Source organism: Variovorax multivorans, from assembly GCF_051216835.1.
In the GTDB taxonomy this organism is placed as follows: Bacteria; Pseudomonadota; Gammaproteobacteria; order Burkholderiales; family Burkholderiaceae_C; genus Variovorax.
In genome coordinates, this window is sequence record NZ_JBPJZL010000003.1 from 303,245 (window position 1) to 327,041 (window position 23,797).

19 protein-coding genes, 1 tRNA gene and 2 pseudogenes are annotated in these 23,797 nt (G+C 64.3%); 12 read left to right on the plus strand and 10 right to left on the minus strand.

The annotated features are described in order from the left end of the window. Positions 1-5 precede the first annotated feature (5 nt). Positions 6-893, plus strand: coding sequence for an ABC transporter permease (locus ACSFCA_RS08445; protein ID WP_258353105.1), 888 nt, complete (start codon positions 6-8; stop codon positions 891-893). 87 nt (positions 894-980) lie between these two features. Continuing rightward, positions 981-2,078: an ABC transporter substrate-binding protein gene (locus ACSFCA_RS08450; RefSeq protein ID WP_435459262.1), complete on the plus strand. Its 1,098-nt coding sequence runs from the start codon at positions 981-983 to the stop codon at positions 2,076-2,078. 40 nt (positions 2,079-2,118) lie between these two features. Here ACSFCA_RS08450 and ACSFCA_RS08455 read toward each other — a convergent pair whose 3' ends face one another. Then, positions 2,119-2,907: a DeoR/GlpR family DNA-binding transcription regulator gene (locus ACSFCA_RS08455; protein ID WP_097200694.1), complete on the minus strand. Its 789-nt coding sequence runs from the start codon at positions 2,905-2,907 to the stop codon at positions 2,119-2,121. A 529-nt stretch (positions 2,908-3,436) separates the two neighbouring features. Here ACSFCA_RS08455 and deoC point away from each other — a divergent pair. From deoC to ACSFCA_RS08500, 9 genes are all read left to right on the plus strand, one after another. Continuing rightward, on the plus strand, positions 3,437-4,456 hold the full coding sequence (gene deoC, locus ACSFCA_RS08460) for a deoxyribose-phosphate aldolase (RefSeq protein ID WP_435459429.1): 1,020 nt from the start codon (positions 3,437-3,439) through the stop codon (positions 4,454-4,456). Between the two features lie 4 nt (positions 4,457-4,460). Continuing rightward, positions 4,461-6,869 (plus strand): aldehyde dehydrogenase family protein, encoded by a 2,409-nt coding sequence (locus ACSFCA_RS08465; protein ID WP_435459261.1) that lies wholly within the window; start codon positions 4,461-4,463, stop codon positions 6,867-6,869. 123 nt (positions 6,870-6,992) lie between these two features. Next, the gene (locus ACSFCA_RS08470) at positions 6,993-7,445 is read left to right on the plus strand and encodes an RbsD/FucU family protein (protein WP_435459260.1); all 453 of its coding nucleotides are present in this window, start codon (positions 6,993-6,995) and stop codon (positions 7,443-7,445) included. 4 nt (positions 7,446-7,449) lie between these two features. Then, positions 7,450-8,394, plus strand: coding sequence for a ribokinase (rbsK, locus tag ACSFCA_RS08475; protein ID WP_435459259.1), 945 nt, complete (start codon positions 7,450-7,452; stop codon positions 8,392-8,394). A 13-nt stretch (positions 8,395-8,407) separates the two neighbouring features. Beyond that, positions 8,408-9,460 carry an ABC transporter permease gene (locus ACSFCA_RS08480; protein ID WP_258353099.1) on the plus strand — a complete coding sequence of 351 codons (1,053 nt, stop codon included), beginning with the start codon at positions 8,408-8,410 and terminating at the stop codon, positions 9,458-9,460. Between the two features lie 8 nt (positions 9,461-9,468). Continuing rightward, positions 9,469-10,473, plus strand: a complete 1,005-nt coding sequence (locus ACSFCA_RS08485) for a substrate-binding domain-containing protein (RefSeq protein WP_435459258.1) — start codon at positions 9,469-9,471, stop codon at positions 10,471-10,473. Positions 10,474-10,484: 11 nt separating this feature from the next. Continuing rightward, positions 10,485-12,074 carry a sugar ABC transporter ATP-binding protein gene (locus tag ACSFCA_RS08490; protein ID WP_435459257.1) on the plus strand — a complete coding sequence of 530 codons (1,590 nt, stop codon included), beginning with the start codon at positions 10,485-10,487 and terminating at the stop codon, positions 12,072-12,074. Further along, positions 12,071-13,114, plus strand: coding sequence for an ABC transporter permease (locus tag ACSFCA_RS08495; RefSeq protein WP_354338106.1), 1,044 nt, complete (start codon positions 12,071-12,073; stop codon positions 13,112-13,114). Before ACSFCA_RS08490 ends, ACSFCA_RS08495 begins: the two co-directional genes overlap by 4 nt. A 517-nt stretch (positions 13,115-13,631) precedes the next feature. Continuing rightward, positions 13,632-13,901 (plus strand): hypothetical protein, encoded by a 270-nt coding sequence (locus tag ACSFCA_RS08500; protein WP_258353096.1) that lies wholly within the window; start codon positions 13,632-13,634, stop codon positions 13,899-13,901. A 12-nt stretch (positions 13,902-13,913) separates the two neighbouring features. Here ACSFCA_RS08500 and ACSFCA_RS08505 read toward each other — a convergent pair whose 3' ends face one another. The 9 genes and pseudogenes from ACSFCA_RS08505 to ACSFCA_RS08545 form a co-directional block, all read right to left on the minus strand. Further along, positions 13,914-14,675 carry an ABC transporter permease gene (locus ACSFCA_RS08505; protein ID WP_258353095.1) on the minus strand — a complete coding sequence of 254 codons (762 nt, stop codon included), beginning with the start codon at positions 14,673-14,675 and terminating at the stop codon, positions 13,914-13,916. Continuing rightward, the gene (locus ACSFCA_RS08510; protein ID WP_435459256.1) at positions 14,672-15,748 is read right to left on the minus strand and encodes an ABC transporter ATP-binding protein; all 1,077 of its coding nucleotides are present in this window, start codon (positions 15,746-15,748) and stop codon (positions 14,672-14,674) included. Before ACSFCA_RS08510 ends, ACSFCA_RS08505 begins: the two co-directional genes overlap by 4 nt. 9 nt (positions 15,749-15,757) lie before the next feature. After that, positions 15,758-18,130, minus strand: a complete 2,373-nt coding sequence (locus ACSFCA_RS08515; RefSeq protein ID WP_435459255.1) for a DNA polymerase II — start codon at positions 18,128-18,130, stop codon at positions 15,758-15,760. After that, entirely contained in the window at positions 18,127-18,492 is a 366-nt protein-coding gene (locus ACSFCA_RS08520; protein ID WP_435459428.1) for a LysR substrate-binding domain-containing protein, read from the minus strand. The genes ACSFCA_RS08515 and ACSFCA_RS08520 overlap by 4 nt, the downstream gene beginning before the upstream one ends. Before the next feature lie 22 nt (positions 18,493-18,514). Continuing rightward, positions 18,515-18,874, minus strand: a complete 360-nt coding sequence (locus ACSFCA_RS08525; RefSeq protein WP_435476535.1) for a hypothetical protein — start codon at positions 18,872-18,874, stop codon at positions 18,515-18,517. Positions 18,875-19,007: 133 nt separating this feature from the next. Then, positions 19,008-20,163: pseudogene (locus ACSFCA_RS08530) on the minus strand (sensor domain-containing diguanylate cyclase). Between the two features lie 803 nt (positions 20,164-20,966). Continuing rightward, positions 20,967-21,053: transfer RNA gene (locus ACSFCA_RS08535), tRNA-Ser, on the minus strand. Between the two features lie 68 nt (positions 21,054-21,121). Further along, complete coding sequence (locus ACSFCA_RS08540; RefSeq protein WP_435459253.1) at positions 21,122-22,066, minus strand: phospholipase D family protein; 945 nt, start codon at positions 22,064-22,066, stop codon at positions 21,122-21,124. Between the two features lie 3 nt (positions 22,067-22,069). Further along, complete coding sequence (locus tag ACSFCA_RS08545; protein WP_435459252.1) at positions 22,070-22,861, minus strand: hypothetical protein; 792 nt, start codon at positions 22,859-22,861, stop codon at positions 22,070-22,072. Between the two features lie 184 nt (positions 22,862-23,045). On the opposite strand from ACSFCA_RS08545, the pseudogene ACSFCA_RS08550 reads away from it, so the two are divergent. Continuing rightward, positions 23,046-23,303: pseudogene (locus tag ACSFCA_RS08550) on the plus strand (helix-turn-helix domain-containing protein); the annotation flags it as partial. Positions 23,304-23,797 lie beyond the last annotated feature (494 nt).

Here is a 23,797-nt window from a genome sequence, read left to right on the forward strand (position 1 = left end):
CTGCCATGACGACCGCCACGTTGACCTCCGATTCCACCGCGCAGCCCGACGCCGTTGCCGCCCCGCCCAAGAAGACGCCGCGCCCGCGCCGCGCCAACCCGCTGGCCTCCACGCGCGTGCAATCCATCCTGCTGCTGATCACGCTGCTCGGCTCGTGGGAAGCGGCCGTGCGGGTGTTCAAGTTGCCCAGGCACCTGGTTCCGCCGGTCAGCGACATCGCGGTCGCGCTCTGGCGTGGCTTCGCCACCGGGCCGATGGCGAAGGACGGCTTCTGGTACCACGGCGGCGTGACCCTCGCCGAGATCCTGCTGGGTTTTTTCATCGGCAGCGGCATCGGCCTGGCGATCGGCATCGTGGTCTCGCAGATGCCGAAGCTGGAGGCACTGCTGGAGCCCTACGTGGCCGCGCTGCAGAGCGTGCCCAAGGTGGCGGTGGCCCCGATCATCGTGGTCTGGCTCGGCTTCGGGATCAGCTCCAAGGTGGTGATCATCTGCCTGCTCACCTTCTTCCCGGTGCTTGTGACCGGCATCGCGGGCTTCAAGGCGGTAGACCCGGACCGCATCGACCTGCTGCGGTCGCTGTCCGCCACGCGCTGGCAGATCTTCCGCAAGGCCAAGTTCCCGAGTGCCCTGCCTTACATCTTCGCCGGCCTGAACATGGCCGCCGCCTTCAGCGTGGTGGGCGCGGTTGTGGGGGAGTTCGTCGGCGCCCAGGCCGGGCTGGGCGTGCTGATCCTGCAGATGGAAGCGCAGGCCGACACCGGCGGCAGCTTTGCGGTATGCGTCGTGCTCTCGGTCATCGGCATCCTGCTGACCGGGCTGCTGCGCCGCGTGCAGCGGCGGGTGCTGCACTGGATGCCTGCCGACACCTCGCAACGCACCGTGAACGTTTGACTCGCCCTTGTGCGGCGGGCGCCTCCAGCCGCACGAACGACTGTTTTCTTCCAACGTGGCCGGCCCCGTGCCGGCAAGGAGTGGACCATGTTGACGCGACGTGATTTCGGCCTGGGGCTGGGTGCCCTCGGACTCGCCGGCGGGCTGCCGGCACTGGCGCAGAACCTGCGCGTGATGAAGGTGGCGAACACCGCGGCGGTCAATGACCCGCAGCAGTGCTTCGTGACTGCGGGCCAGCATCCGAAGCTGAACTTCTATAAGCCCGGCGGCGTAGACGTGGAGTACGTCAACATGTCGAACATGACGCAGGCGCTGCAAAGCCTGCGCGGCGGCCACGTGGATTTCGGGCCCGCCGTGCCCGGCATCCTGCTGCCGGCGATGGCCAAGGACCCGACGCTGGACCTGGTGAGCGTGTACAAGTGGCTGCCGCGCAATGCCAACGTGATCGTGGTGAAGCCGGGCAGCCCGATCAAGTCGGCGGCAGACCTGGCGGGCAAGCGCATCGGCGTGCGCAGCCAGGGCGACAGCGGCATCGTGGTCACCAAGACCATGCTCGCCGAACTGGGCCTGAAGGACGACAAGTGCGAATACATCGCCATCGGCGACGGTGCGCCGGCCGGCGCTGCGATAGACAACGATCGCGTCGACGCGGTGGTGAGCTTCGACACCGCCGCGGCGCGCATCGAGCTGATGGGCACGAAGCTGCGCTACGTACCGATCACGCCGAAGTTCGCCCAGGTGGGGTCCGGCTGGATCTGCGTGCCGCGCAAGCTGCTGAAGGAGGAGCGCAAGGCGCTGGTGGCGCTGTTCCGCGGCATCGCGAAGTCAACGATCTTTGCGCACAACAACCTCGATGCCGGCATCGATCTGCACTGGGCCGTGTACCCCGAAAGCCGGCCCAAGGGCCGCAGCGAGGAAGAGGTGCGCAAGGAACTGGCGTTCGTCCTGAAGGACCGCAAGAACAGCTGGATGCGCCGGCCGGACGATCCCGACCAGCGCATCGGCGCGTCGTCGCTGGCCGAGTGGAAGGCCAACATCGAGATGACCGCAGAGAGCAGCAAGAACCCCAAACTGGCCGAGGAGCTGGGCGATCCGAACCGGCTGTTCACCAACGAGCTGATCGACGAGATCAATGCCTTCGACAAGCAGGCGGTGGTGGAGATGGCGAAGGCTTTCAGGCTGTAGCCGCCTTTTGCGTTGTGGCCGACTGCGGACGCGTCTTGATTCAAGCAGTTGTGGGCCGCGCAAACTCGATCGGCAAATCCTTGAACTGCTTGCGCAGACCCGGCACGGGCGCCCCGCCCACCACGATGCGCGCAAACGCATCGAGCGGACTGAAGAAAGCGGGCCGCAGGCGATTGAGCTTGCTTTCATCCACGATCAGGAAGCTCTGCGACGCGCTGCGGATCGCCGCCTGCTTCACCGGCACTTCGTGAAAATTGGAGCAGCTCGCGCCCCGCTCCAGGTCCAGTCCGCCGGCTGAAATGAAGGCCTTGTTCACACCCAGCCGATTGAGATATTGCAGCCCCTCGTCGGAAAAGAACGTGGCCGACGACGCGTGGTACAGCCCGCCCAGCAGCATCAACTGCGTGTTCGGCCGGCGGCTGAGGATCGACGCGATGTTCGTGGAGTAACACACCACGCTCAGCGGCATGTCGGGCGGCAAGGCCTCCGCGAAATGGGCCATGGTGGTGCCGCAGTCGATGAACAGGCTGTCGTGCGCCTGCACCCATGTGGCGGCACGTTCGCAGGCCACGCGCTTGTGCGCCGCGTGCTGGTCGCTGGCCTCGTCGAGCGAGTACCTGTCGGCGCCCGGCAGCGTTGTGGCAAGCACGTAGCCACCGAGGGCGGTAAGCGGCGAGTCGGCGGCCGACAGGTCGCGGCGGATCGTCATTTCCGTCACGTCCAGCCGCTGGGCGGCCTGCTTGATCGGCAACGGTCCGCCGGCCTCGACGAGCTCCTGCATCTTTGCAAGGCGCAAGGCCCGGGCCTCGGCGCCGGCGGTCTTTCGCATGTTCTGGTTCCTCTGGTCCACAAGCCCTAGGGTGAATCGACATTCAAACGGGGCCGCGAAGGACGAATGCCGGGTGCAGTGCAAGGCGCGGTGAGCGCCGCGTAGCTTAGCTACGCAAGCGAGCCGCAACGCCGCACTGCGCCCGGCATTCGTCCTTCCCTTCGGGTTGGCCCGCTTTGCACCCGCCTGCTTTGTCGGGCGGCTTGGCCAGAGATGACTCTGGCCTGCGCCGCCCTTCGCGCATCCGGGTGCAAAGCGGGCCAACGCGGCCCCGTTTGAATGTCGATTCACCCTAGTATCGGGCATCAAAAATGTTATTTCAAAAACATCTTGCACAGATAAATGTTATTGAAATAACATTCACGCCAATGCGCCACCGGCCCTGCACGGCGGCCTGCACAACGATCGGAGACAAAGACATGCCCCTTGCCTGCCTGCCGCTCACGCGGCGCCTGCGCGCCCCGGCGCTCATCACTCCATGACCTCCACTTCCCTCGTTCGCGCCAGCGGCGCGGTGCGCTCGCGCCCCATTCCGGCCGCCGCGACTGCGTCGCCTCCAGTCGCCGCCACCGCGACGACGCACGACAAAAAGCCACACCCCATCGCACGCAACACCGCGCAACCCTTCGACGCCGGCTGGTTCGACAACATCCGCGTCAACCTCTCGGCCGCCGAACGCCGCGTGGCCACGCTGCCCGGTCGCCGCTCGGTCAAGAAAGATGCACAGGCCGGCTGGCTGCTCAAGGCCATCACCTGCATCGACCTGACCACGCTCAACGGCGACGACACGGCCGAGCGCGTGCGCAGGCTGTGCGCCAAGGCCGTGGCCCCCGTGCGCCCCGACCTGCTGGCCGCGCTGGGCTTTGCAGATCGCACGCTGCACACCGGCGCGGTCTGCGTCTATCACCGCTTCGTGGCCACGGCCGTGGATGCGCTCGCGGGCACCGGCATTCCGGTGGCGGCGGTGTCCACGGGCTTTCCGGCGGGGCTGATTCCGCACGAGCTCAAGCTCAAGGAGATCGAAGCTTCGGTGCGCGACGGCGCGGCCGAGATCGACATCGTCATCACGCGCGAACACGTGCTCACCGGGCAGTGGCAAAAGCTCTACGACGAGATGCGCGACTTTCGCCTGGCAGCGGGCGATGCGCACGTGAAGGCCATCCTCGCGACCGGCGAACTCAAGACGCTGCGCAACGTCGCCAAGGCCTCGATGGTCTGCATGATGGCCGGCGCCGATTTCATCAAGACCTCCACCGGCAAGGAAGGCGTGAACGCCACGCCGCTGGTCACGCTGGTGATGCTGCGCATGATCCGCGAGTACGAAGCCCGCACGGGTTTTCGCGTGGGCTACAAGCCCGCCGGCGGTGTCTCCACCGCCAAGACCGCGCTCGACTACCAGGTGCTCATGAAGGAAGAGCTGGGCCGCGCCTGGCTCGAGCCCGACCTGTTCCGCATCGGCGCCTCCACCCTGCTGGCCGACATCGAGCGCCAGCTGGAACACCACGTCACGGGCCGCTACTCGGCCTTCCACCGCCACCCGATCGGATGACCCGATGAGCAGCAACAGCAGCGTCGCACGCTATTTCGACACCATGGACTACGGCCCCGCGCCAGAGAGCGACACCGACGCCCGCCAATGGCTCTCGCGCCATGCAGAAGGCTTCGGCCACTTCATCGGCGGGCAATTCACCGCCGCATCGGCCGGCCCGCATTTCGACACGGCCGAACCGGCCACCGGCCAGCGGCTCGCTGGCATCGCACAGGGGTCCGCGCAGGACGTGGACGCCGCCGTCGCCGCAGCACGCGCCGCACAGCCCGGCTGGCTGGCGCTCGGCGGCCACGGCCGTGCACGGCATCTGTACGCCCTGGCGCGCATGGTGCAGCGCCACGCGCGCCTGCTCGCGGTGGTCGAGGCGCTGGACAACGGCAAGCCGATCCGCGAGACCCGCGACCTCGACGTGCCGCTGGTGGCGCGCCACTTCTATCACCACGCCGGCTGGGCCCAGCTGCAGGAGCGCGAGTTCGCCGACCAGGTGCCGCTGGGCGTGATCGGCCAGATCATTCCCTGGAACTTCCCGCTGCTGATGCTGGCCTGGAAGATCGCGCCCGCGCTTGCGCTGGGCAACACGGTGGTGCTCAAGCCCGCGGAGTTCACGCCGCTGAGCGCCCTGCTGTTCGCCGAACTCGCGGCGCAGGCCGGTCTGCCCGCTGGCGTGCTGAACGTGGTGACCGGCGACGGTGCCACGGGCGCGGCGCTGGTGGCGCACGAAGGCGTCGACAAGATCGCCTTCACCGGCTCGACCGACGTGGGCCGCCTGATTCGCGAAGCCACCGCCGGCTCGGGCAAGTCGCTCACGCTGGAGCTGGGCGGCAAGTCGCCCTTCATCGTGTTCGACGATGCCGACATCGATGCCGCCGTGGAAGGCGTGGTCGACGCCATCTGGTTCAACCAGGGCCAGGTGTGCTGCGCCGGCTCGCGGCTGCTGCTGCAGGAAGGCATTGCGGCCGACTTCATCGAACGCCTCAAGCGCCGCATGCAGAGCCTTCGCGTGGGCCTGCCGCTGGACAAGGCGATCGACATCGGCAGCCTGATCGACTCCTCGCAGCTCGAACGCGTGCGTTCGCTGGTGGCCACCGGCGTGCGCGAAGGCGCAGTCTGCTACCAGCCGCCGGGCGTGCTGCCCGCGGGCGGCAGCTTCTTTCCGCCCACGTTGCTGACGGGTGTGCACCCTGCTTCCACCGTTGCGACCGAAGAGATCTTCGGCCCGGTGCTGGTGACCATGACCTTCCGCACGCCCGACGAGGCCGTGGCACTGGCCAACAACACGCGCTACGGTCTCGCCGCCAGCGTGTGGAGCGAGACCATCGGCCTTGCGCTGGGTATCGCGCCGCAGTTGCAGGCCGGCGTGGTGTGGGTCAACGCAACCAATCTGTTCGACGCGGGCGTGGGCTTCGGCGGCTACCGCGAATCGGGCTACGGCCGCGAAGGCGGACGCGAGGGCTGCTACGAATACCTGAAGCCGCGCGCATGGGCCGAGCGCAAGCCGCGTTCGGCAACTGCATTTGCCCAAGCTGCGAACGAGGCAGACAAGGCACCGGTCGCCGCGGGGCTTCCGGCCATCGACCGCACGGCCAAGCTGTTCATCGGCGGCAAGCAGGTGCGCCCGGATGGCGAGCTCTCGCACTCCGTGTTCTCCGCCACCGGCCAGCGGCTCGGCGAGGTGGGCACCGGCAACCGCAAGGACATTCGCAACGCCGTGGCCGCCGCGCGCGCCGCCGCGGCCTGGTCGAGCGCCACGCCGCATCGCCGTGCCCAGGCGCTCTACTACCTGGCTGAAAACCTCTCGGCGCGCGCCGGCGAATTCGCCGCGCGCCTCACGAGCCTGACCGGCGTGGCCGCGCGCGCCGCACAGGCCGAAGTCGACGCCGCCGTGAGCCGCCTCTTCGCCTACGGTGCATGGGCCGACAAGTACGAGGGCACGGTGCACGTGCCGCCGCTGCGCGGTGTGGCACTGGCCACCGTCGAGGCCATCGGCGTGGTCGGCGTGGTGTGCCCCGACGAGGCGCCGCTCTTGTCCTTCGTGAGCCTGCTCGCGCCGCTGCTCGCCATGGGCAACCGCATGGTGATCGTGCCGAGCGAGAAGCATCCGCTGATCGCGACCGACTTCTACCAGGTGCTCGAGACCTCCGACCTGCCGGCCGGCGTGGTCAACCTCGTGACCGGCCCTGCCGCCGGCCTTGCGCAGACGCTGGCCGAGCACGACGACGTCGATGCGCTGTGGGTCTTCGGTGCGAAGGAGCTGTCGCGCGCCGCCGAGCGGCTGTCGATCGGCAACCTCAAGCGCACGCTGGTCGACCACGGCCTGGCCACCGACTGGCACGACGGCGCGGCGGCCGAAGGCCCGCTGTTCCTGCGCCATGCCACGCAGGTCAAGAACATCTGGATTCCCTATGGCGAATGAGCGTCGGCAGTGCCGCCAAAGCGTCAAAAACCAAGGGAAATCCCTCAATAGCAAACGTTTGCGCAAACGTTTTCTTTCTCTAAGATCGCAGCCAACCGAACCGTTCCATCGCCAGGAGTCCGCATGCTGAAGTCCATCCATCCGCTGCTCAATGCCGACGTGCTGTACGCCCTGCGCGCCATGGGCCACGGCGACGAACTGGTGCTGTGCGATGCCAACTTTCCGGCCGACTCGGTGGCACGCCACACCACGCTGGGCCGGCTGCTGCGCATCGACGGCGTGGGCACCACGGAAGCGGCGCGCGCCATCCTGTCGGTGCTGCCGCTCGACGAGGCGGTGGACGATCCGGCGCGCCGCATGGAAATCATGGGCCAGCCGCACGAGATCCCGCCGGTGCAGCAGGAAATGCAGCGCGAGATCGACGCCGCCGAGGGGCGCGTGCGCCCGCTGGGCTCCATCGAACGCTTCGCCTTCTATGAAGCCGCGCGCCGCGCCTACTGCGTGATCGCCACCGGCGAGCGCCGCTTCTACGGCTGCTTCATCTTCAAAAAGGGCGTGCTCGCGCCGCAGGCCTGACCCCATGACCGTCCTCACTTCCAGGCAGCACGGCGTCGCCGTGCTCGGCATCTTCGTTGCCGACCTCGCATTTCGCGCGTCCTGCCTTCCGGGCGTGGGCCAGACCATCGCCGGCTCTGGCTTCGCAATGGGCCCGGGCGGCAAGGGATCGAACCAGGCCGTGGCAGCCGCACGCGCAGGCGCCGGGGTCACGTTCATCTCCAAGCTGGGGCAGGACGCCTTCGGCAACGACGCGCTCGCCCTGTGGTCGCGCGAAGGCATCACGCCGCGTGCGCCGCAGGTGACGGCGCAGCCGACCGGCGCGGCATTCATCTACGTGCACGAAGTTACCGGCGACAACGCCATCATCGTGGTGCCAGGCGCCGCGATGCTGATCGATGCCGCCGATGTCGACGCGGCAGCCGATGCGATCCGCGGCGCACGCGTGTTCGTCACCCAGCTCGAGCAGCCGGCCGCCGCCGCGCGCCGCGGGCTGGAGATTGCGCGTGAAGCCGGCACGCTCACCGTGTTCAACCCCGCGCCCGCCCTGCCCTTCGACGACGCGCTCTACGCGCTGTGCGACTACATCACGCCCAACGAGCACGAAGCCGCAGCCCTGAGCGGCATGCCCGTCGAAACCATCGAGGACGCGCGCCGCGCGGGCGACTTCTTCCTCGCCAAGGGCGTGGGCTGCGCGCTCATCACGCTCGGCGACAAGGGTGCCCTGCTGCACAGCGCCAGCGGCTCCGAGCACATCCCGGTGTTCCGCGCCGGCACAGTGAAGGAAACCACCGGCGCGGGCGACGCCTTCAACGGCGGCTTTGCGGCCGCGCTGGCCGAGGGCGCCACCGCCCGCGAGGCGGCGCGCTTCGGCGCGGCGGTCGCGGCCATCTCCGTGACACGTGCCGGCACGGCGCCCTCGATGCCCACGCGCGCCGAGGTCGATGCACTGCTGGCCCGCGTCGCCTGACAGGACCCCGCCCATGAAGCTCAAGTTTTCAGACCGCGAACTCAACTTCCTGGTCGGCATCAACGTCCTCATCCTCGTGGTGGCGACGGTGCTGTCCAAAGGGGACTTTCTCGACGTCTACAACTTCCAGTCCATGGGTGGCCAACTGCCCGAGCTCGGCCTGTTGGCCATGGGCGTGGCGCTGTCGATGATCTCGGGCAACGGCGGCATCGACCTGTCGGGCGTGGCGCTGGCCAACCTGGCGGGCGTGGTGGCTGCCACCCTCGCGCCGCAGCTGGCCGCGCCCGATGTGTCGCCCTGGCTCTACACCGGCTGGTTCGCCGCCATCGCACTGGCGGTCGGCCTGGCCGGCGGCCTCCTCAACGGCGTGCTGATCGCGAAGGCGGGCCTCACGCCCATCCTCTGCACGTTGGGCACGCAGCTGCTCTACACCGGCCTGGCCGTGGTGCTCACGGGTGGCTCCAGCCTGCGCGTGGGCGATGCCGAGGCGCTCTCGGCCATCGGCAACGAGATGGTGCTGGGCGTGCCGATTCCGTTCGTGATCTTCCTCGTGATGCTGCTGGCCGTCGGCTGGCTGCTGCGGCAAAGCCCCTTCGGTATCCGCCTGTTCCTGCTCGGCACCAACGCCAAGGCGGCGCGCTACGCCGGCATCTCGCAGGCCCGCATGCTGATCGCGACCTATGCGCTGTGCGGATTCCTCGCAGCCGTGGCCGGCGTGATCATCGCCGCGCGCACCGCGAGCGTGAAGTCGGACTACGGCAACTCCTACCTGCTGATCGCCATCCTCATCACGGTGATGGCGGGCGTGCGGCCGCAGGGTGGCTACGGGCGCATGGTGTGCCTGTTCTTCTCGGCGGTGGCGCTGCAGCTGCTGTCGAGCACCTTCAACCTGCTGGGCATTTCCAACTTCTTCCGCGACTGCGCCTGGGGCCTGCTGCTGCTGTTCTTCCTGGCCTACGGGCGCTTCGGCCTGCAGGACCTGCGCGTCTTTCTTTCCACTTCGCGCACCAGCGCACCGCCGCACCAGCTCCCTCCTGGCGCGACGCAAAGAAACCCCGAGGGCTAGGAGACAACATGCTGAAGAAAACAAAGATCGCCTGCACCGCACTCGCCCTCACCGCCGTGGCCTTTGCCTCGGCGCTGCACGCGCAGGGCAAGCCGCAAGACATCGTCACCGTGGTGAAGATCACCGGCATCAGCTGGTTCAACCGCATGGAAGTGGGGGTGAAGGAATTCGGCGCGAGCACGCCGGGCGTGACCACGCGCCAGATCGGCCCGGCCCAGTCGGACGCCGCGCAGCAGCAGCGCCTGGTCGAAGACCTGGTGGCCAAGAAGGTCGACGCCATCGCCGTGGTCTCGATGGACCCGCCCACGCTGGAGCCGGTGCTCAAGCGCGCAATGGAGCGCGGCATCAAGGTCGTGACGCACGAGGCCGACAACCAGAAGAACACCATGGTCGACATCGAAGCCTTCGACAACACGGCCTACGGCGCGCGCATCAACGAGCGCCTGGCGGCCTGCATGGGCCAGCAGGGCAAGTGGACCTCGCTGGTGGGTTCGCTGGGCAGCCAGTCGCAGGTGCAGTGGGCCGACGGCGGCGCCTCGAACGCGAAGAAGTACCCCAAGATGACGCTGGTCGATGCCAAGAACGAATCGCTCAACGACGCCGAGAAGGCCTACGGCAAGGCCAAGGAAATGCTGCGCAAGCACCCCGACCTGAAGGGCTTCCAGGGCTCGTCGTCGCTCGACGTGCTGGGCATCGGCCGCGCGGTGGAAGAAGCCGGCCTGCAGGGCAAGGTCTGCGTGTTCGGCACGGGCCTGCCCAGCGAAGCGGCCAAGTTCCTCGAGTCGGGCGCGGTCGGCGGCATTGCCTTCTGGGACCCGAAGGACGCCGGCCTCGTCATGAACAAGGCAGCCAAGATGCTGATCGACGGCAAGACCATCACCGACGGCACCGACATGGGCGTGCCGGGCTACAACAAGGTCTCGGTCAAGAAGGGGCCGGGCGTCGGCATCGTCGTCACGGGCCAGGCCTGGGTCGAGGTCGACAAGCAGAACTACAAGAAGTACGCCTTCTGAGCCTGCGAACCATGACCCTTGCAGCAGCGCCCTCCATGCAGGCCACGCACGCCCCGGCCACGCCGGCGGGGCGCCGCGTCTTTCTCGAGGTGCAGGACGTGCACAAGCGCTTCGCGGGCGTGCACGCTCTGCGCGGCATCGACCTGACGATCGAGGCCGGCGAGATCTACCACCTGCTCGGCGAGAACGGCTGCGGCAAGAGCACGCTGATCAAGATCATCTCGGGCGCGCAGCCGCCGAGCCAGGGCCGCATCGTGATCGACGGCAGGCCGCACGATGCGCTGTCGCCGCTTCAGGCGCTCACGCTCGGCATCGAGACGGTCTACCAGGACCTGTCCCTGCTGCCGAACATGAGCGTGGCCGAAAACGTCGCGCTCAGCGAGCAGCTGGTGAGCACCGGCGGCAAGCTGGCGCGCCGTTTCGACGGCAAGGCGGTCGCGGCCACGGCCGTGCGTGCGCTGGAGACGGTGAAGCTGCCGACCGACGCCGCCTTCCTGGCGCGCCGCGTCGACGAACTGCCCATTGCCACGCGCCAGTTGGTGGCGATCGCGCGCGCCGTGGCCACGCGCGCGCGCATGGTCATCATGGATGAGCCCACCACCTCGCTCACGCAGAAGGAAGTGGACAACCTCGTGCACGTGGTCGAGGCGCTGCGCGCGCAGGGCGTGGCGGTGCTGTTCGTGAGCCACAAGCTCGACGAGTGCATGGCCATGGGCGGCCAGGCCATCGTGTTCCGCGACGGTACCAAGGTCGCGCAGGGGCCGATCAAGGGTTTCACCAAGGCCGAGCTTGCGCACTGGATGACCGGCAAGCAGCTCGACGGCGCGCGCTATCGCCACCGCTCGCATGACGGCGACGCGCTGCTGAAGGTCGAAGCGCTGGGCCGCGGCACACAGTTCAGCGACGTGGGCTTCACGCTGCACAAGGGCGAGATCCTGGGCATCACCGGGCTGCTCGACTCGGGGCGCAACGAGCTGGCGATGGCGCTCGCGGGCGTGCAAGCCGCAGACCGCGGCCGCATCTCGCTCGCAGCGAAAGAGATCACGCTGAAGACACCGGCCGACGGCATCCGCCAGGGCATCGGCTATGTGCCCGAAGACCGGCTCAGCGAAGGCCTCTTTCTCGACAAGCCGATCCGCGACAACATCGTCACGGCCGTGCTCGGCCGCCTGCGCGGGCGCTTCGGCGCGCTCGATGCGCGCCAGTGCCAGGCGCTGGCCGAACGCACCGTGGCCGACCTGCAGATCGCCACGCCCGACGTGGACCGCCCGGTGCAGTCGCTCTCGGGCGGCAACCAGCAGCGCGTGCTCATCGGCCGCTGGCTCGCCATCGATCCGCGGGTGCTGATCCTGCACGGCCCGACCGTGGGCGTGGACGTCGGCTCGAAAGACACCATCTACCGCATCGTGCAGCGGCTGGCCGAGCAGGGGCTGGGCGTGATCCTGGTCAGCGACGACCTGCAGGAACTGCTGCAGAACTGCGACCGCATCCTGCTGATGCGCAAGGGCCGCATCGCCCACGACTTCGACGCGCAAGGGCTGGCCGAAAGCGAGCTGTACCGCGCGCTGGTTTCCGACACCCCCTCTCCCGCATTCTCATGACGGCTTCCACCATGCAAGCGCACACCACCGCTGTGCCCGCAGCGCCCGAGCCCCGGGCCCGCACGTCCTGGCGCCACTGGCTCGCGCAGCGCCCCTCGGTCTTCACACTGGCGCTGATCGTGCTGGTGAGCCTGGCGGTGGGCGCGATCAACCCGAGCTTCTTCCAGTTGCCGGTGCTGTTCGACATCGTGCGCGCCTGCACGGTGCTGGGCCTGTTCGCGCTCGGCGTGCTGATCGTGCTGGCCGCGGGCGGCATCGACGTATCGTTCGCGGCGATTGCCGCGCTCACGATGTACAGCATCACCAAGCTCGTGCTGAACTATTTTCCGGAAGCGCCGATCGCGCTGCTGCTGGTGGCGGGTGCGGCCAGCGGCGCGGTGCTCGGCGTGCTCAACGGCCTGCTGGTGCACTGGCTCAAGGCGCCTTCGCTGATCGTGACCATCGGCACGCAGTACCTGTACCGCGGCATCCTGCTGACCTTTGTCGGCACCGTGTTCTTCATGAACGTGCCGCTGCCGATGGATGCCTTCGGCAAGCTCGCGCTCTGGCGCTTCGACACGCCGCAGGGCCTACATGCGGTGCTGCCGGCCACCGTGCTGGTGCTGGCCGGCGCGGCGGTGCTGACCTGGTGGCTGCTGAACCGCACGCTGATCGGCCGCGCGGTGTACGCCATCGGCGGCAGCCTGGCGATTGCGGAGCGGCTGGGCTACAACCTGCGCACCGTTCACGTCTTCGTGTTCGCGTACGCGGGCTTCCTGTCGGGCCTCGCAGGCATCGTGCATGTGTCGAGCACGCGGCTGGCCAATCCTTTCGACCTGGTGGGCAACGAACTGGACGTGATCGCCGCCGTGATCCTCGGCGGCGCCCGCATCACCGGTGGCAGCGGCACCGTGGGCGGCACGCTGCTGGGCGTGGTGCTGGTCACGCTGATCAACAACGTGCTGATCCTGGCGGGGGTGCCAAGCACCTGGCAGAAGGTCATCATCGGGGCCTTCATCCTCGTGGCCGGGGCGTGCTTCGCGATGCGCAAGCAGGGCTGAGGGCTTCACGCCGCTATGCGCGAGCAGGATGACGGCCTTCGGGAGGTGAAGGCCCGGCGGCCATGTCGCCGCGCCCGGCTCGACTGGAGCCGTCCTCGTTTGCCATGAGCTCCAGGGAAAGTGGCACTGGCCGTGGACAGCACCGATCGGTGGCATGCGTGTGCGCGTCGATGAGGCCCGGCATCACCAGCCGCCCCCCCAAGGTTCACGCGACGGATGTCTGGGCCTGCAGCCCCCTCGCCGTCATCTCGTTCGACGGAAGAAATCTTCCCGTCCGAAATCCCGATGGTGTGGTGGTCGTCACCGAAGTAGCGATCGCCGTCGAACAATCTTGCGTGGGCAAGAACGAGCTGCGGTGACATGGATGCCCCTTTGCAGCAATTCTAGAAATGGGGGTGGCATTTCTCTTGTCTGCATGCATGGCGATTGATCCTGCGTGCCGATCCTGGGCCCTTCGGGGCCCTTTCCATGGGATATGCTGCGCCGCGCAATCTTTGTTTGAACTTGGAGTAACTCGATGGAAGACGTGAAGATCCTTCAGATCATGCCCGCCGAAGGGTGGGTCGCCGTGTACGACGGCGGCGATGAAGGAGAAATGGAAGAGCCGCTGGCCTGTTTTGCGCTGGTGCAGGTCGACTACAAGAATGGCGACGGCATCCAGACCGAAGTACGCGGAATGGCGCCCGACGAAAAGCTCATGGCATTCGTGGAAGACGCTACAAACTTTGTGACGGTTCGCCGCGCTGAAGAAGCCGAAGACGAAGAGGAAGATGAAACCGCCGAGTAGTTACACGCCCAATCAAACCTTGAGCCTGTACCCGGTCTTGAAGATCCAGCGCACGGCGACCAGGCACAGCGCCAGGAAAACCAGCGTCACGCTCATGCTGATCGGCAGGCTCACGTCGGAGACGCCGTAGAAGCTCCACCGGAACCCGCTGATCAGGTAGACCACCGGATTGAACAGAGAGACCTTCTGCCAGAACGGCGGCAGCATGTTGATCGAATAGAAACTCCCGCCCAGGAAGGTCAGCGGCGTGACGATCATCAAGGGAATGATCTGCAGCTTTTCGAAGCCGTCGGCCCAGACGCCGATGATGAAACCGAACAGGCTGAACGTCACCGCGGTGAGCACGAGGAACGCCACCATCCACAGCGGGTGCGCGATCTCGTACGACACGAACAACCGGGCGGTGATCAAGATGATGATCCCGAGGATGATCGACTTGCTCGCCGCCGCACCGACGTAGCCGCACACGACCTCGACATACGAGACGGGCGCGGACAGCACCTCGTAGATCGTGCCCGAGAACTTGGGAAAGTAGATGCCGAACGAGGCATTGGCGATGCTCTGCGTCAGCAGCGACAGCATCACAAGGCCCGGGATGATGTAGGCGCCGTAGGCGATGCCGTCGACATCCACCATGCGCGAGCCGATGGCCGAACCGAACACGACGAAATAGAGCGACGTGGAGAGCACGGGCGAGGCCACGCTCTGCATCAGGGTGCGCCACGTGCGCGCCATCTCGAACAGGTAGATGGCGCGGATTGCGTACATGTTCATGCTTGCCCCCTCACGAGGCTGACAAAGATTTCCTCCAGCGAGCTTTCGGAGGAATGCAGGTCCTTGAAGTCGATGCCGAGCTCGCCGAGCTGGCGCAAAAGGCCGGCGATCTGGTTGTCGTCGCCCTGCTTGTCGAAGGTATAGATCAGCGAGTGGCCGTCGTCGGCCAGATCGAGCTGGTAGCGGTCGACGAGTGCTTCGGGAATGGCAACCAGCGCGTTCCGAAGGCTCAGCGTCAATTGCTTCTTGCCGAGCTTTTTCATCAGTGCGGCCTTGTCCTCCACCAGGATGAGCTCGCCCTTGCGGATCACGCCGATGCGGTCGGCCATCTCCTCGGCCTCTTCGATGTAATGCGTGGTCAGGATGATGGTGACGCCGCTTTCCCGCAGCTTGCGCACCATCTCCCACATGCCGCGTCGCAACTCCACGTCAACGCCAGCGGTGGGCTCGTCGAGAAAAAGAATCCGGGGTTCATGCGACAGCGCCTTGGCGATCATCACGCGACGCTTCATGCCGCCCGAAAGCGCCATGATCTTGGTGTCCTTCTTGTCCCAGAGGGAAAGATCGCGAAGCACCTTCTCGATATGGGCCGGATTCGGCGGATAGCCGAACAAGCCGCGGCTGAAGCTCACCGTGCCCCATACGGTTTCGAAGGCGTCGGTGGCCAGCTCTTGCGGCACCAGGCCGATCTTCGTGCGTGCGGCCCGGAAGTCGGTGACGATGTCGTGCCCATCGGCCAGCACCGTGCCTTCGCTCGGGTTGACGATGCCGCAGATGATGTTGATCAGCGTTGTCTTGCCCGCCCCGTTGGGGCCGAGCAGCGCGAATATCTCTCCTTGGTGGATATCCAGATCGACACGCTTGAGTGCCTGGAATCCCGACGCGTAAGTCTTGGAAAGCTGATTGACCGAGACGATTGAAGGCACGAGACCTCTTTTGAGTCTGTAGGGGGAGGCTGGAATCTTACGCTTGGGTCGCGCTGGGGCTGAGGCTGCACTCGCTGCCTCCTGGAGCGCGCGGTCGAAGTGGCAACCGGCCGCCTCAAAAGCTGAAGAGGTCTTGAGCACTTGCATTCGATCTCGCTAGAAGAGCCCGCGCTGTGACGTCGTCAAAGCCATGAAGCTTTCTCCAATGGGCTGAAGAATGGCATCGGCAATCGGCTGAAGCTGCCTGGTCAGGTAGTGTTCGTAGTCGATTCGGGACTGACGAATCTCCATGGGTTCAGGGCCGCTGCGAGTCATGACATACCGGATCCAGCCGCCGTTCTGATACTGCCTGGGTCGGTTGACCCGACTGTTGTGATCGTCGGCAATCCTTGCCGCACGTACCTGCGGCGGTACGTTGACCAGGTAGGCATCGAGGCGGTGGCGCAGGCGCTTCCTGTAGATGAGCAGATCGTCCATCTTGCCCGCCAGCAGCGCCTCTGCATAGTCGGTCACGAACTCCTTGTAAGGCTCGTCGTGGAAGATGCGCGAAAGCAGGCCCTCCTGGAACTGGCGCGCCAACGGGGTCCAGTCGCTTCGGGCCATCTCGAGACCGCGATAGACCATCTCCTCCTTGCCGTTGGCGTCGACGCTCAGGCCCGCATACCGCTTCTTGCTGCCCACGTCCGAGCCGCGAATGGTCGGCATGAAGAACTTCTTGTAGTGGGTGTCGAACTCGATCTCGAGGAAGTTCTGCAGGCCGTGCTCCTCGCGAAGGGAGTTTGTCCACCACGCGTTGATGTCTCTCACCAAGGTGGTCGCAACGGCATGCGCGTTCTCGTTGGTGTGGGTACGCCTGAGCCAGATGAAGATGGAGTCGGTGTCGCCGTAGATGACTTCGTAGTTGCGGTCTTCCACGAATTCGCGCGTGAGCTTCATCATCTCGTGGCCACGAAGGGTGATGGCGGACACCAGCTTGGGATTGAAGAAACGGCAGTCGGCCGCACCCAGCACGCCGGCAAAGGAATTCATGAGCAGCTTCAGGGCCTGGGACAGCGGCTCGTTCTTCGTCCGCTTGGCTTCGTCCCGGGCGCGCCAGAGCGTGGTCACGATTTCCGGCAGGCAGTGCTTTTCGCGCGAGAAGACAGTCCCCTGCGGGCCCTTGACGAGCATGGTCGCGTCGCCAGCATTCGAGCCCTCGATGAAGCCGACCGGATCGACAAGGAAGGTCCGGATGATCGAGGGGTAGAGGCTCTTGTAGTCCAGCACCACGACGGAGTCGTAGAACCCCGGCTTCGAGTCCATCACGTAGCCGCCGGGGTAGGCCTTGCTCGCAATCTCGCCCACGTTCGGCGCCACGTAGCCCTGGCGATGCATCCGCGGCAGGTAGTGGTGGCTGAACGCGGCGATGGAGCCACCGAAGTGGTCGGCCTGTAGGCCTGTGGTCTGGGCCCGCTCCATCACGAACTGCAGCAGCTTCGCCTTGTCGAAGATGCGCAGGACCAGCTCGCAATCCCGGATGTTGTAGAGCGCGAGCGCGGGCTTGTCTTCCTGGTACCGCCGCTCGATCTCTGCCATCTTGTCGTACTCGTCGCCGATGGCCTTGCCCTCGCCCAGCAGCGTTTGCGAGACGGTCTCCAGGCTGAAGGAGGGAAAGCTCCACACGGCGGCCTTGAGGGCGTCGATGCCATCGATGATCACCCGGCCGGGCATGGGCGCGAACAGGTAGCCCTGCTTGCCCGGATGGGTACGCCATTCGATGGGCCGCCGCTCCCGCCCCAGAAGGAGCTGCGTCCCGCACTCGTTGGCGGTCTTCTGAAGCACTCGCAGGTCGAACTGGATGACGTTCCAGCCGATGATGACGTCCGGGTCGTTTCGCTCGAACCAGTCGTTGAGCCTCTCGATCATGGCCTTGCGGGTCGGGCAATAGATGAGCGAAAAGCCCATGGCCCCACCCGACCCGGATGGCGGCTCACCCAGCATGAAGACGACGCGGTCCGCCATACCGTCCAGCGCAATGGAATAGAGCGCCTCATGCTGGCTGGTCTCGATGTCCAGCGACGCCACCTTCAGCACCGGCCGGAACTCGGGCGCTGGCTTGAGCTTGCAGTCGACGATGGTGGAGCGGTCTGCCCGCCCTCCTTCCACCAGCACGCCAGCGGTGATGAACCGCTCCATCAGGTAGCGATCGTGCGGGCGCACATCGGCTTCGAGCAGGGGAATGCCCTGTGCCTGGAGAGCACGCATCAACCGGCCGAGCTGGCGGAAGTGCTTCGCATAGATACCGGTGACGGGTTCCTGATGAAAAGTCTTCAGCTCGAGCTTACGTATCTGCAAGCCTGGCATGGCCACGAGGTGCGCTTCTACCGCTGCCCTGTGCTGGGTTGCGACGAATGCGACGGAGCTTTGGGAGGTCAGGACCACTTTCACCGGCCCCGCATCCGTTGCCAGCCAGTACTCGATCTCCGTGCCGGCGGGCGCATCCCGCCAGTGGCGGGTGAGGATGAAGCCCTTGAGTTCGGTGGACGTCACGAGAGCTTGGCGAGTCGGATAGGACAAGAGAGCGGGCTTGGCGTGGCCGATTCTCGCCCGGCCATGTCCAATTGCCGTCTGCGCAGGTAGCACATCATGAAATTGTCCAGGGGACTGGGGTTGAATGCCGCGACAAGGAATTCGCTCACGACGCGCACCTTCGCTGGGGGCGCCCGCTCAGGCGCACGGACCAGATGGATCCCTCCGAGATCCGCCGTATCGGCATCCAGTGCAATGCGCTCCAGTGCGCCCTGCCGAATGGCGTCGGCCACGATGAATTCGGGCTCGTAAAGAACACCAAGCCCGGCAACCGCGGCCGTGACCAACGCATCCCCGTTGTTGGCCCGCAAGGTTCCCTTGATGGCAACGCGCTTCTGCGCACCTTTATTCGTCCGGGCGCGACAGGTTCGACAAGGAGAAGCTCGAGCAGTTGTGCGCCTGCAGGTCCGCCCAGCGCTTCGGGCGCCCTCGCTGCATCAGGTATCCGGGGGCTGCACATCGCTGCTGCCAAGCTGCGCATAACGACACCAACTCTACTGGCCAGTGCGCGACTGCATTGGAGTTGCCTCGCTTCAGTTCGATGCGTATGGCGTGCATCGAAGGCCTGGAGAACGCGATCAGATCAAGAAACTTCATGGCCACATCTTTCGGGTGTTCGAATTTTCGTCCGCTTCCCCCAATCGCTTCGGCTTCAAAAACTACTTTGACGGAAGCGCATGGCGCGTGGCGTTCGCTCTGCTTCAACACGTCACAGACATCACGCCCTAAACGGTCCAGCCGTCAGCAACGGCCTCGAGCGGACTATTACATCTCAGACGAATAGTCGCTCTGACCAATGCACCGGCGCGCCAGCCGGTAGCTTACAAATACTCAGCACTCAACTCGCCGACCTGTTGCGCCCAGACTCTTTGGCTTCGTAAAGCGCGCGATCGGCAGCTTCGATAAGTCGACGCTCAACGCCGTCCGCATGGATTCCTTGAAAGCTCGAGGCCCCGGCGCTACATGTGACGCGTCCGTGAGGACTCGCGCGGTGCGGAATATTCAAGGCATGGATGCGCGCTACCAGCAGGTCAGCGACGTCTTTGGCGCCCTGCAGATCAGTGCGAGGCAGAATCACAACCAGTTCCTCCCCTCCATAGCGCGACCAGGTCTCCCGGACGGCGAGCGCAATGCTGCAGTTCCGCGGCAACGGCCTGTAGACACTTATCGCCCGCCAAGTGGCCGTAGGTATCATTGAAGTGCTTGAAATAATCCAGATCAATGAGAACCAAGGCAAGAGAGGCTCCTTCTCGTGCGGCTCGCCGGCATTCCAAGCTCAAGGTCTCATCGAAGCCACGACGATTGGCCACCCCGGTGAGCTGATCCTGGGTCGCAAGCAGTTCGAGTCGGCCGTTGGCTTTCAAAAGCTCTTCACGCGTAGCCATCAATGAAGCCTCTGCACTGACGCGATGCTGAATGTTGATGATCAAACGCCGGCCCACCATTGCCATGGTCGCGAGCAAAACGCCAACCACGCTGAGCGTCAGAAGTGACTGGCGCCGCCACGCTCGCAACGCCTCGCTCTGGCCGAGTGCAACGGTAGTTACCACCGGGTAGCGATCGCTTTTGCGGAAGGCATAGATTCGCGGAATTCCGTCGAGGCTCGAGCGGAAGGACGCAGTGCCCGATGCAACATCGGCATAGTGACGAAGGAAGTTCGGCGACTTGGAGAAGTCTCGGCCCACGTCCTGTTCACGGTATGGATAACGCACCAACAACTGCCCGCTGGTGGTCGCCAAGCTAATCGCGCCGCTACTACCGATGTCGATCGATCCAAAGGGTTGCAGGAAACTCTCGACGGCAAGCGTGACGGCCACCACGCCGGTGAATTTCCCATCGGGATCTTCAAGGCGCCGACTGATAGTAATCACCCATTCTCCGGAAGACCGGCTCTTTATGGGCGGGCCGATGAAAAAATCCCGCGAAGGACTGTTTCGATGGTGCAGAAAATAAGCGCGCTCGGCACTGCTGTTGCCGGAGGGTCCACCCGTCATGGATTGCAGGATCGAATCGCCCTGAGCATCAAGGATGGAGATGCCACTGAGTTGGTCCAGCAACTGTTCTTGACCTCTGACCAACGACTGTATGCGTCGCAGGCTCTCCGGCTCGCGACCTTCCGCCTCGAGCCGCTCGGACAGGCCGAGCAACAGGACTGCGCTTTGGGTGAAGACACCGTCAGCATAGATGTTCAGCGCCTTGGCCAGGTTGAGGTTGCCGACGTCGATCTCGGCCAGCGCATGCTTTCGAGTCGACCAGATCTGCCAAGCGGTTGCCGCTGACACGGAAAGCACAACGGCAAGCAGCAGGAATCTCGCAAGACCAACGTCACGCTTCACCTACGGCTCCCTCGATCAAGACTGTTCTCATCACTGACTCTCAGCGCCCCCCGCGGCTCTTCAATCGTGTAACGCAAGATCCACGAGCGTGACCCGTCGATGATTTGGAGATACAGGCCAGGGATGCCGCCCACGTTGTGATCGCCCTCTTCGCGCAGGCGCCCTACCTCCGTTGCAGACAGTTCACGAGATCGCTTCGGCATCGCTTCCTGCCGGCCATACCACCGGCCATCCCAAAAGCGCTTTCACGGCATGTTAGGGCTGCTTGAGGCGGCAGAGTATAGGCATTGCCCAATGAAAAACGCGCCTTGCGGCGCGTTCTGGTGTGTTGAAAATACTCGTCTCGGCGGAGAGTGTGAGATTCGAACGATTATCTAAACCAATTTCTGACACTTACCACCACCTGGCTCAGCGACAGACCCGCATCCGGTTTGTTGCACAAATGTGCATCTAATCAGGTATGGAAGGCGTGGGATTCGAACCCACGGAGGGCTTGCACCCTCGCCAGTTTTCAAGACTGGTGCCTTAAACCGCTCGGCCAGCCTTCCCCAAGACGTCTAGTGTAGTTGACCAAGAAAAGGCCGGATGGAAGCGGCTATATCTAGGGGGCAGCACACTACCACTTGGCCTCAAAGATCTCCGAGTACGTTGCGACGCGCATGGAGAATCTATCGGGGGCGAAATGCAGCAACCACCGCATAACGGTCTGCCAATCAGCAAGCACTGAGTCAGGTCGATTGAATTTTCGAAGGAGTTCGCGCATTTCACCGAAACGCCTGGGCGTTATCGCGAAGGCCGCAAGCTTTGCTATCAGCGGCGACGAGTGCACCGTTCCGGCAACAAAGGACTCGAACTGGTCGCGGCTGAGGCCAACTGGCGGTTCAATATGCAGAAGATCCGCCAGAGCCGCATTACGAGTAGCGTGCGTAAGATCGGCAAGGCGCCCACAATAAGCATCGAAGAGCGCTTCCGGCGTCCTGCACGTCGGAAGCCAGTGCGACCAATTAGGACTAGCCGAGCTGGAGCCAGGTAGAGGCAGAATATCCGGCGGTGACGCATCGCTTGCAACGGCGGACATCGGAATAGGTGGCAATGACTCCAGAATGCGACGCAGCGCGTTGTACATCTCTTGAGTCGCCGGTACGGCAAGACTTGCGACGTATGCCTCGAACGCAGCTGTTTGCGCATTGGCTTCGACCGAGATCGCGATCTCGAGATTGGAAGGCTGTTTGAACCCCAGAGCAGCCCCAGTGATGTTGCATGAACTAACGATGACATCGGCATCGAAGCGAAAGTACTTGGCGTGAAGGTCCCGGATCAGCAGGAGTTGAGAATTGCCCCGCGCGCAAAGGGTCTGCCAGACGTCCAAGTCCGATACCCTACACGCCAGCTCATCCACCCGCCACCTCGTCACGCAGAGCACGGGCGTCGAAGCAGGAAGATGCTCAACCAAGCGAAGCAGCGTGGCTTGCTTGATGAAAGGAGCGACCAAAACGACCTGATCCCGAGCTCCTGCGGCCAAGGCTTCGAACTTAGTGCCGAGGCCCACCCACAACACCACTGGCTAGTCCTCTTGGAGAAAGCGGCGTGCGATCCGCCCCCAATCGATGCGAGCGTCTTGAGCACGTGCTCGAATGGGACCATCTGGTTGCTCGTCCTCGTATCGAGCCCATGCCATGAGCAAGAGCTTAAGGCCATTGAGGGCACGATTTAGGCGCGCGATCGTTTGCTCCGGAGTGGCCTGCGCTGCGTCTTCATCGATGCCGCTTTCCAATACGTCGACCAACCGCGGATAGGCTGGGTGCGTAGTATTTAGCGTGATGATGATCGCGCCGCCCTTCGGCTGTACCGAGAAGAATGCGGGTGAGTCAGTTGCGGCCTCGACGAAGACGTACTTCAGAGAATCCTTGACAGTGGACGCCGCAAGATCGTGCGCAACGTCCTGAGGCAACCCTTGCGTGAGCAGCACGGTTTCAATTTCCGTCTGCTTCTGTTGCGGCGGGAGGTTCTCACCTGCGTCGCTACCGCCCTTGTGACCTTCCGTTTGGCGCTCCTTGGTCTTATCGGTCGCTTCCTTCTCGGGGCTGTCCGGCGCGGGAATGTAGCGGCGGCGGCCGCCGCGCGTGTTCTTGGTCTGCTGCTCAATCAGGCGACGAAGCTGGCTTAGCCGACTATCGATCAAGTGGGCCAGCGAAAGCAAGGGTGCCTTGGGGTCCTCGTCGAGCTCAAGTTCCTCACGGGCTTGGGAAAGCGTCTTCTTCCCACCCTCAAGGAGTGACGTGAGATCCATTTCCGCCACTTCCGAGAAGTTGCGCGCTTGCTGCTTGTTGTTGGTGACGCCGAAAAGCTCATCCAATGCGGGAGGAAACTCCAACTCGATTCCCCACCACCGTTCGCGCGGGTCGTATTGAATTACCAGAGATTGATCAAGGTCTGTTGTTTACCGTCGAAAATTGACCCAGCTAGCGCAGTAATTTCCGTCTAAGACTGACCCACGTAAAACCCTACCCTGCTGTTTTTTAAAGCAGGGGATCCTAGGAGTGATAGACGTGGCGACATTGAGTGTCATCAGACGTTGGGCCCTGCGCGAGCAGATGTCCATCCGCGAGATAGCCAGGCGTACAGGCCTGTCTCGCAACACCGTAAAGAAGTACCTGCGAGGCGGCGAAGAAATGCCGCGCTACGCCAAGCGGACGGGCTCGAGCAAGCTCGATCCCTATGCCGAGAAGCTCGCGACCTGGCTCGCGATCGAGGCCACCAAATCGCGGAAACAGCGGCGCAATCTGCGGCAGATCCACACATTCTGCAAAGCCTCAACCTAAAAAGGAGAACACCAAGCACTTATCCACACCGTGAAGCCTTCAAGCTCACAAAGCGGGTGGGTCAGTATTCAATGGAAATCTAGGGTCAGAGATCGGCGGAATTCAACAAGTAGTCGACGTTGTGTTCACAAAAGGCGCTGAATGCCTCAACGGGTGTTCCGTCCAGGGTCTTCAGCCTCCATGTCGGCAATCCATTGCGAACATCTTTCTCCCGGACAAGATTCTTCAGCCCTCGCTTCGCCATTGCACTCCAATCGTTTACCCCAAAGGGGCAGCATATTAACGACTAGATGCACAAATGACCGGCACGCGACGACTGACATGAATCACTCTTGAGAGCTCCACCTGTACGCCTCAGATTAGACGCACAAATTTCTGCTTAAGATAAGAACTCACGGACGCTTTCACGTCGGCAGTTTTCAAGACTGCTGGTTTAAACCACTCACCCAACTCTCCGGAACCGTGGATTT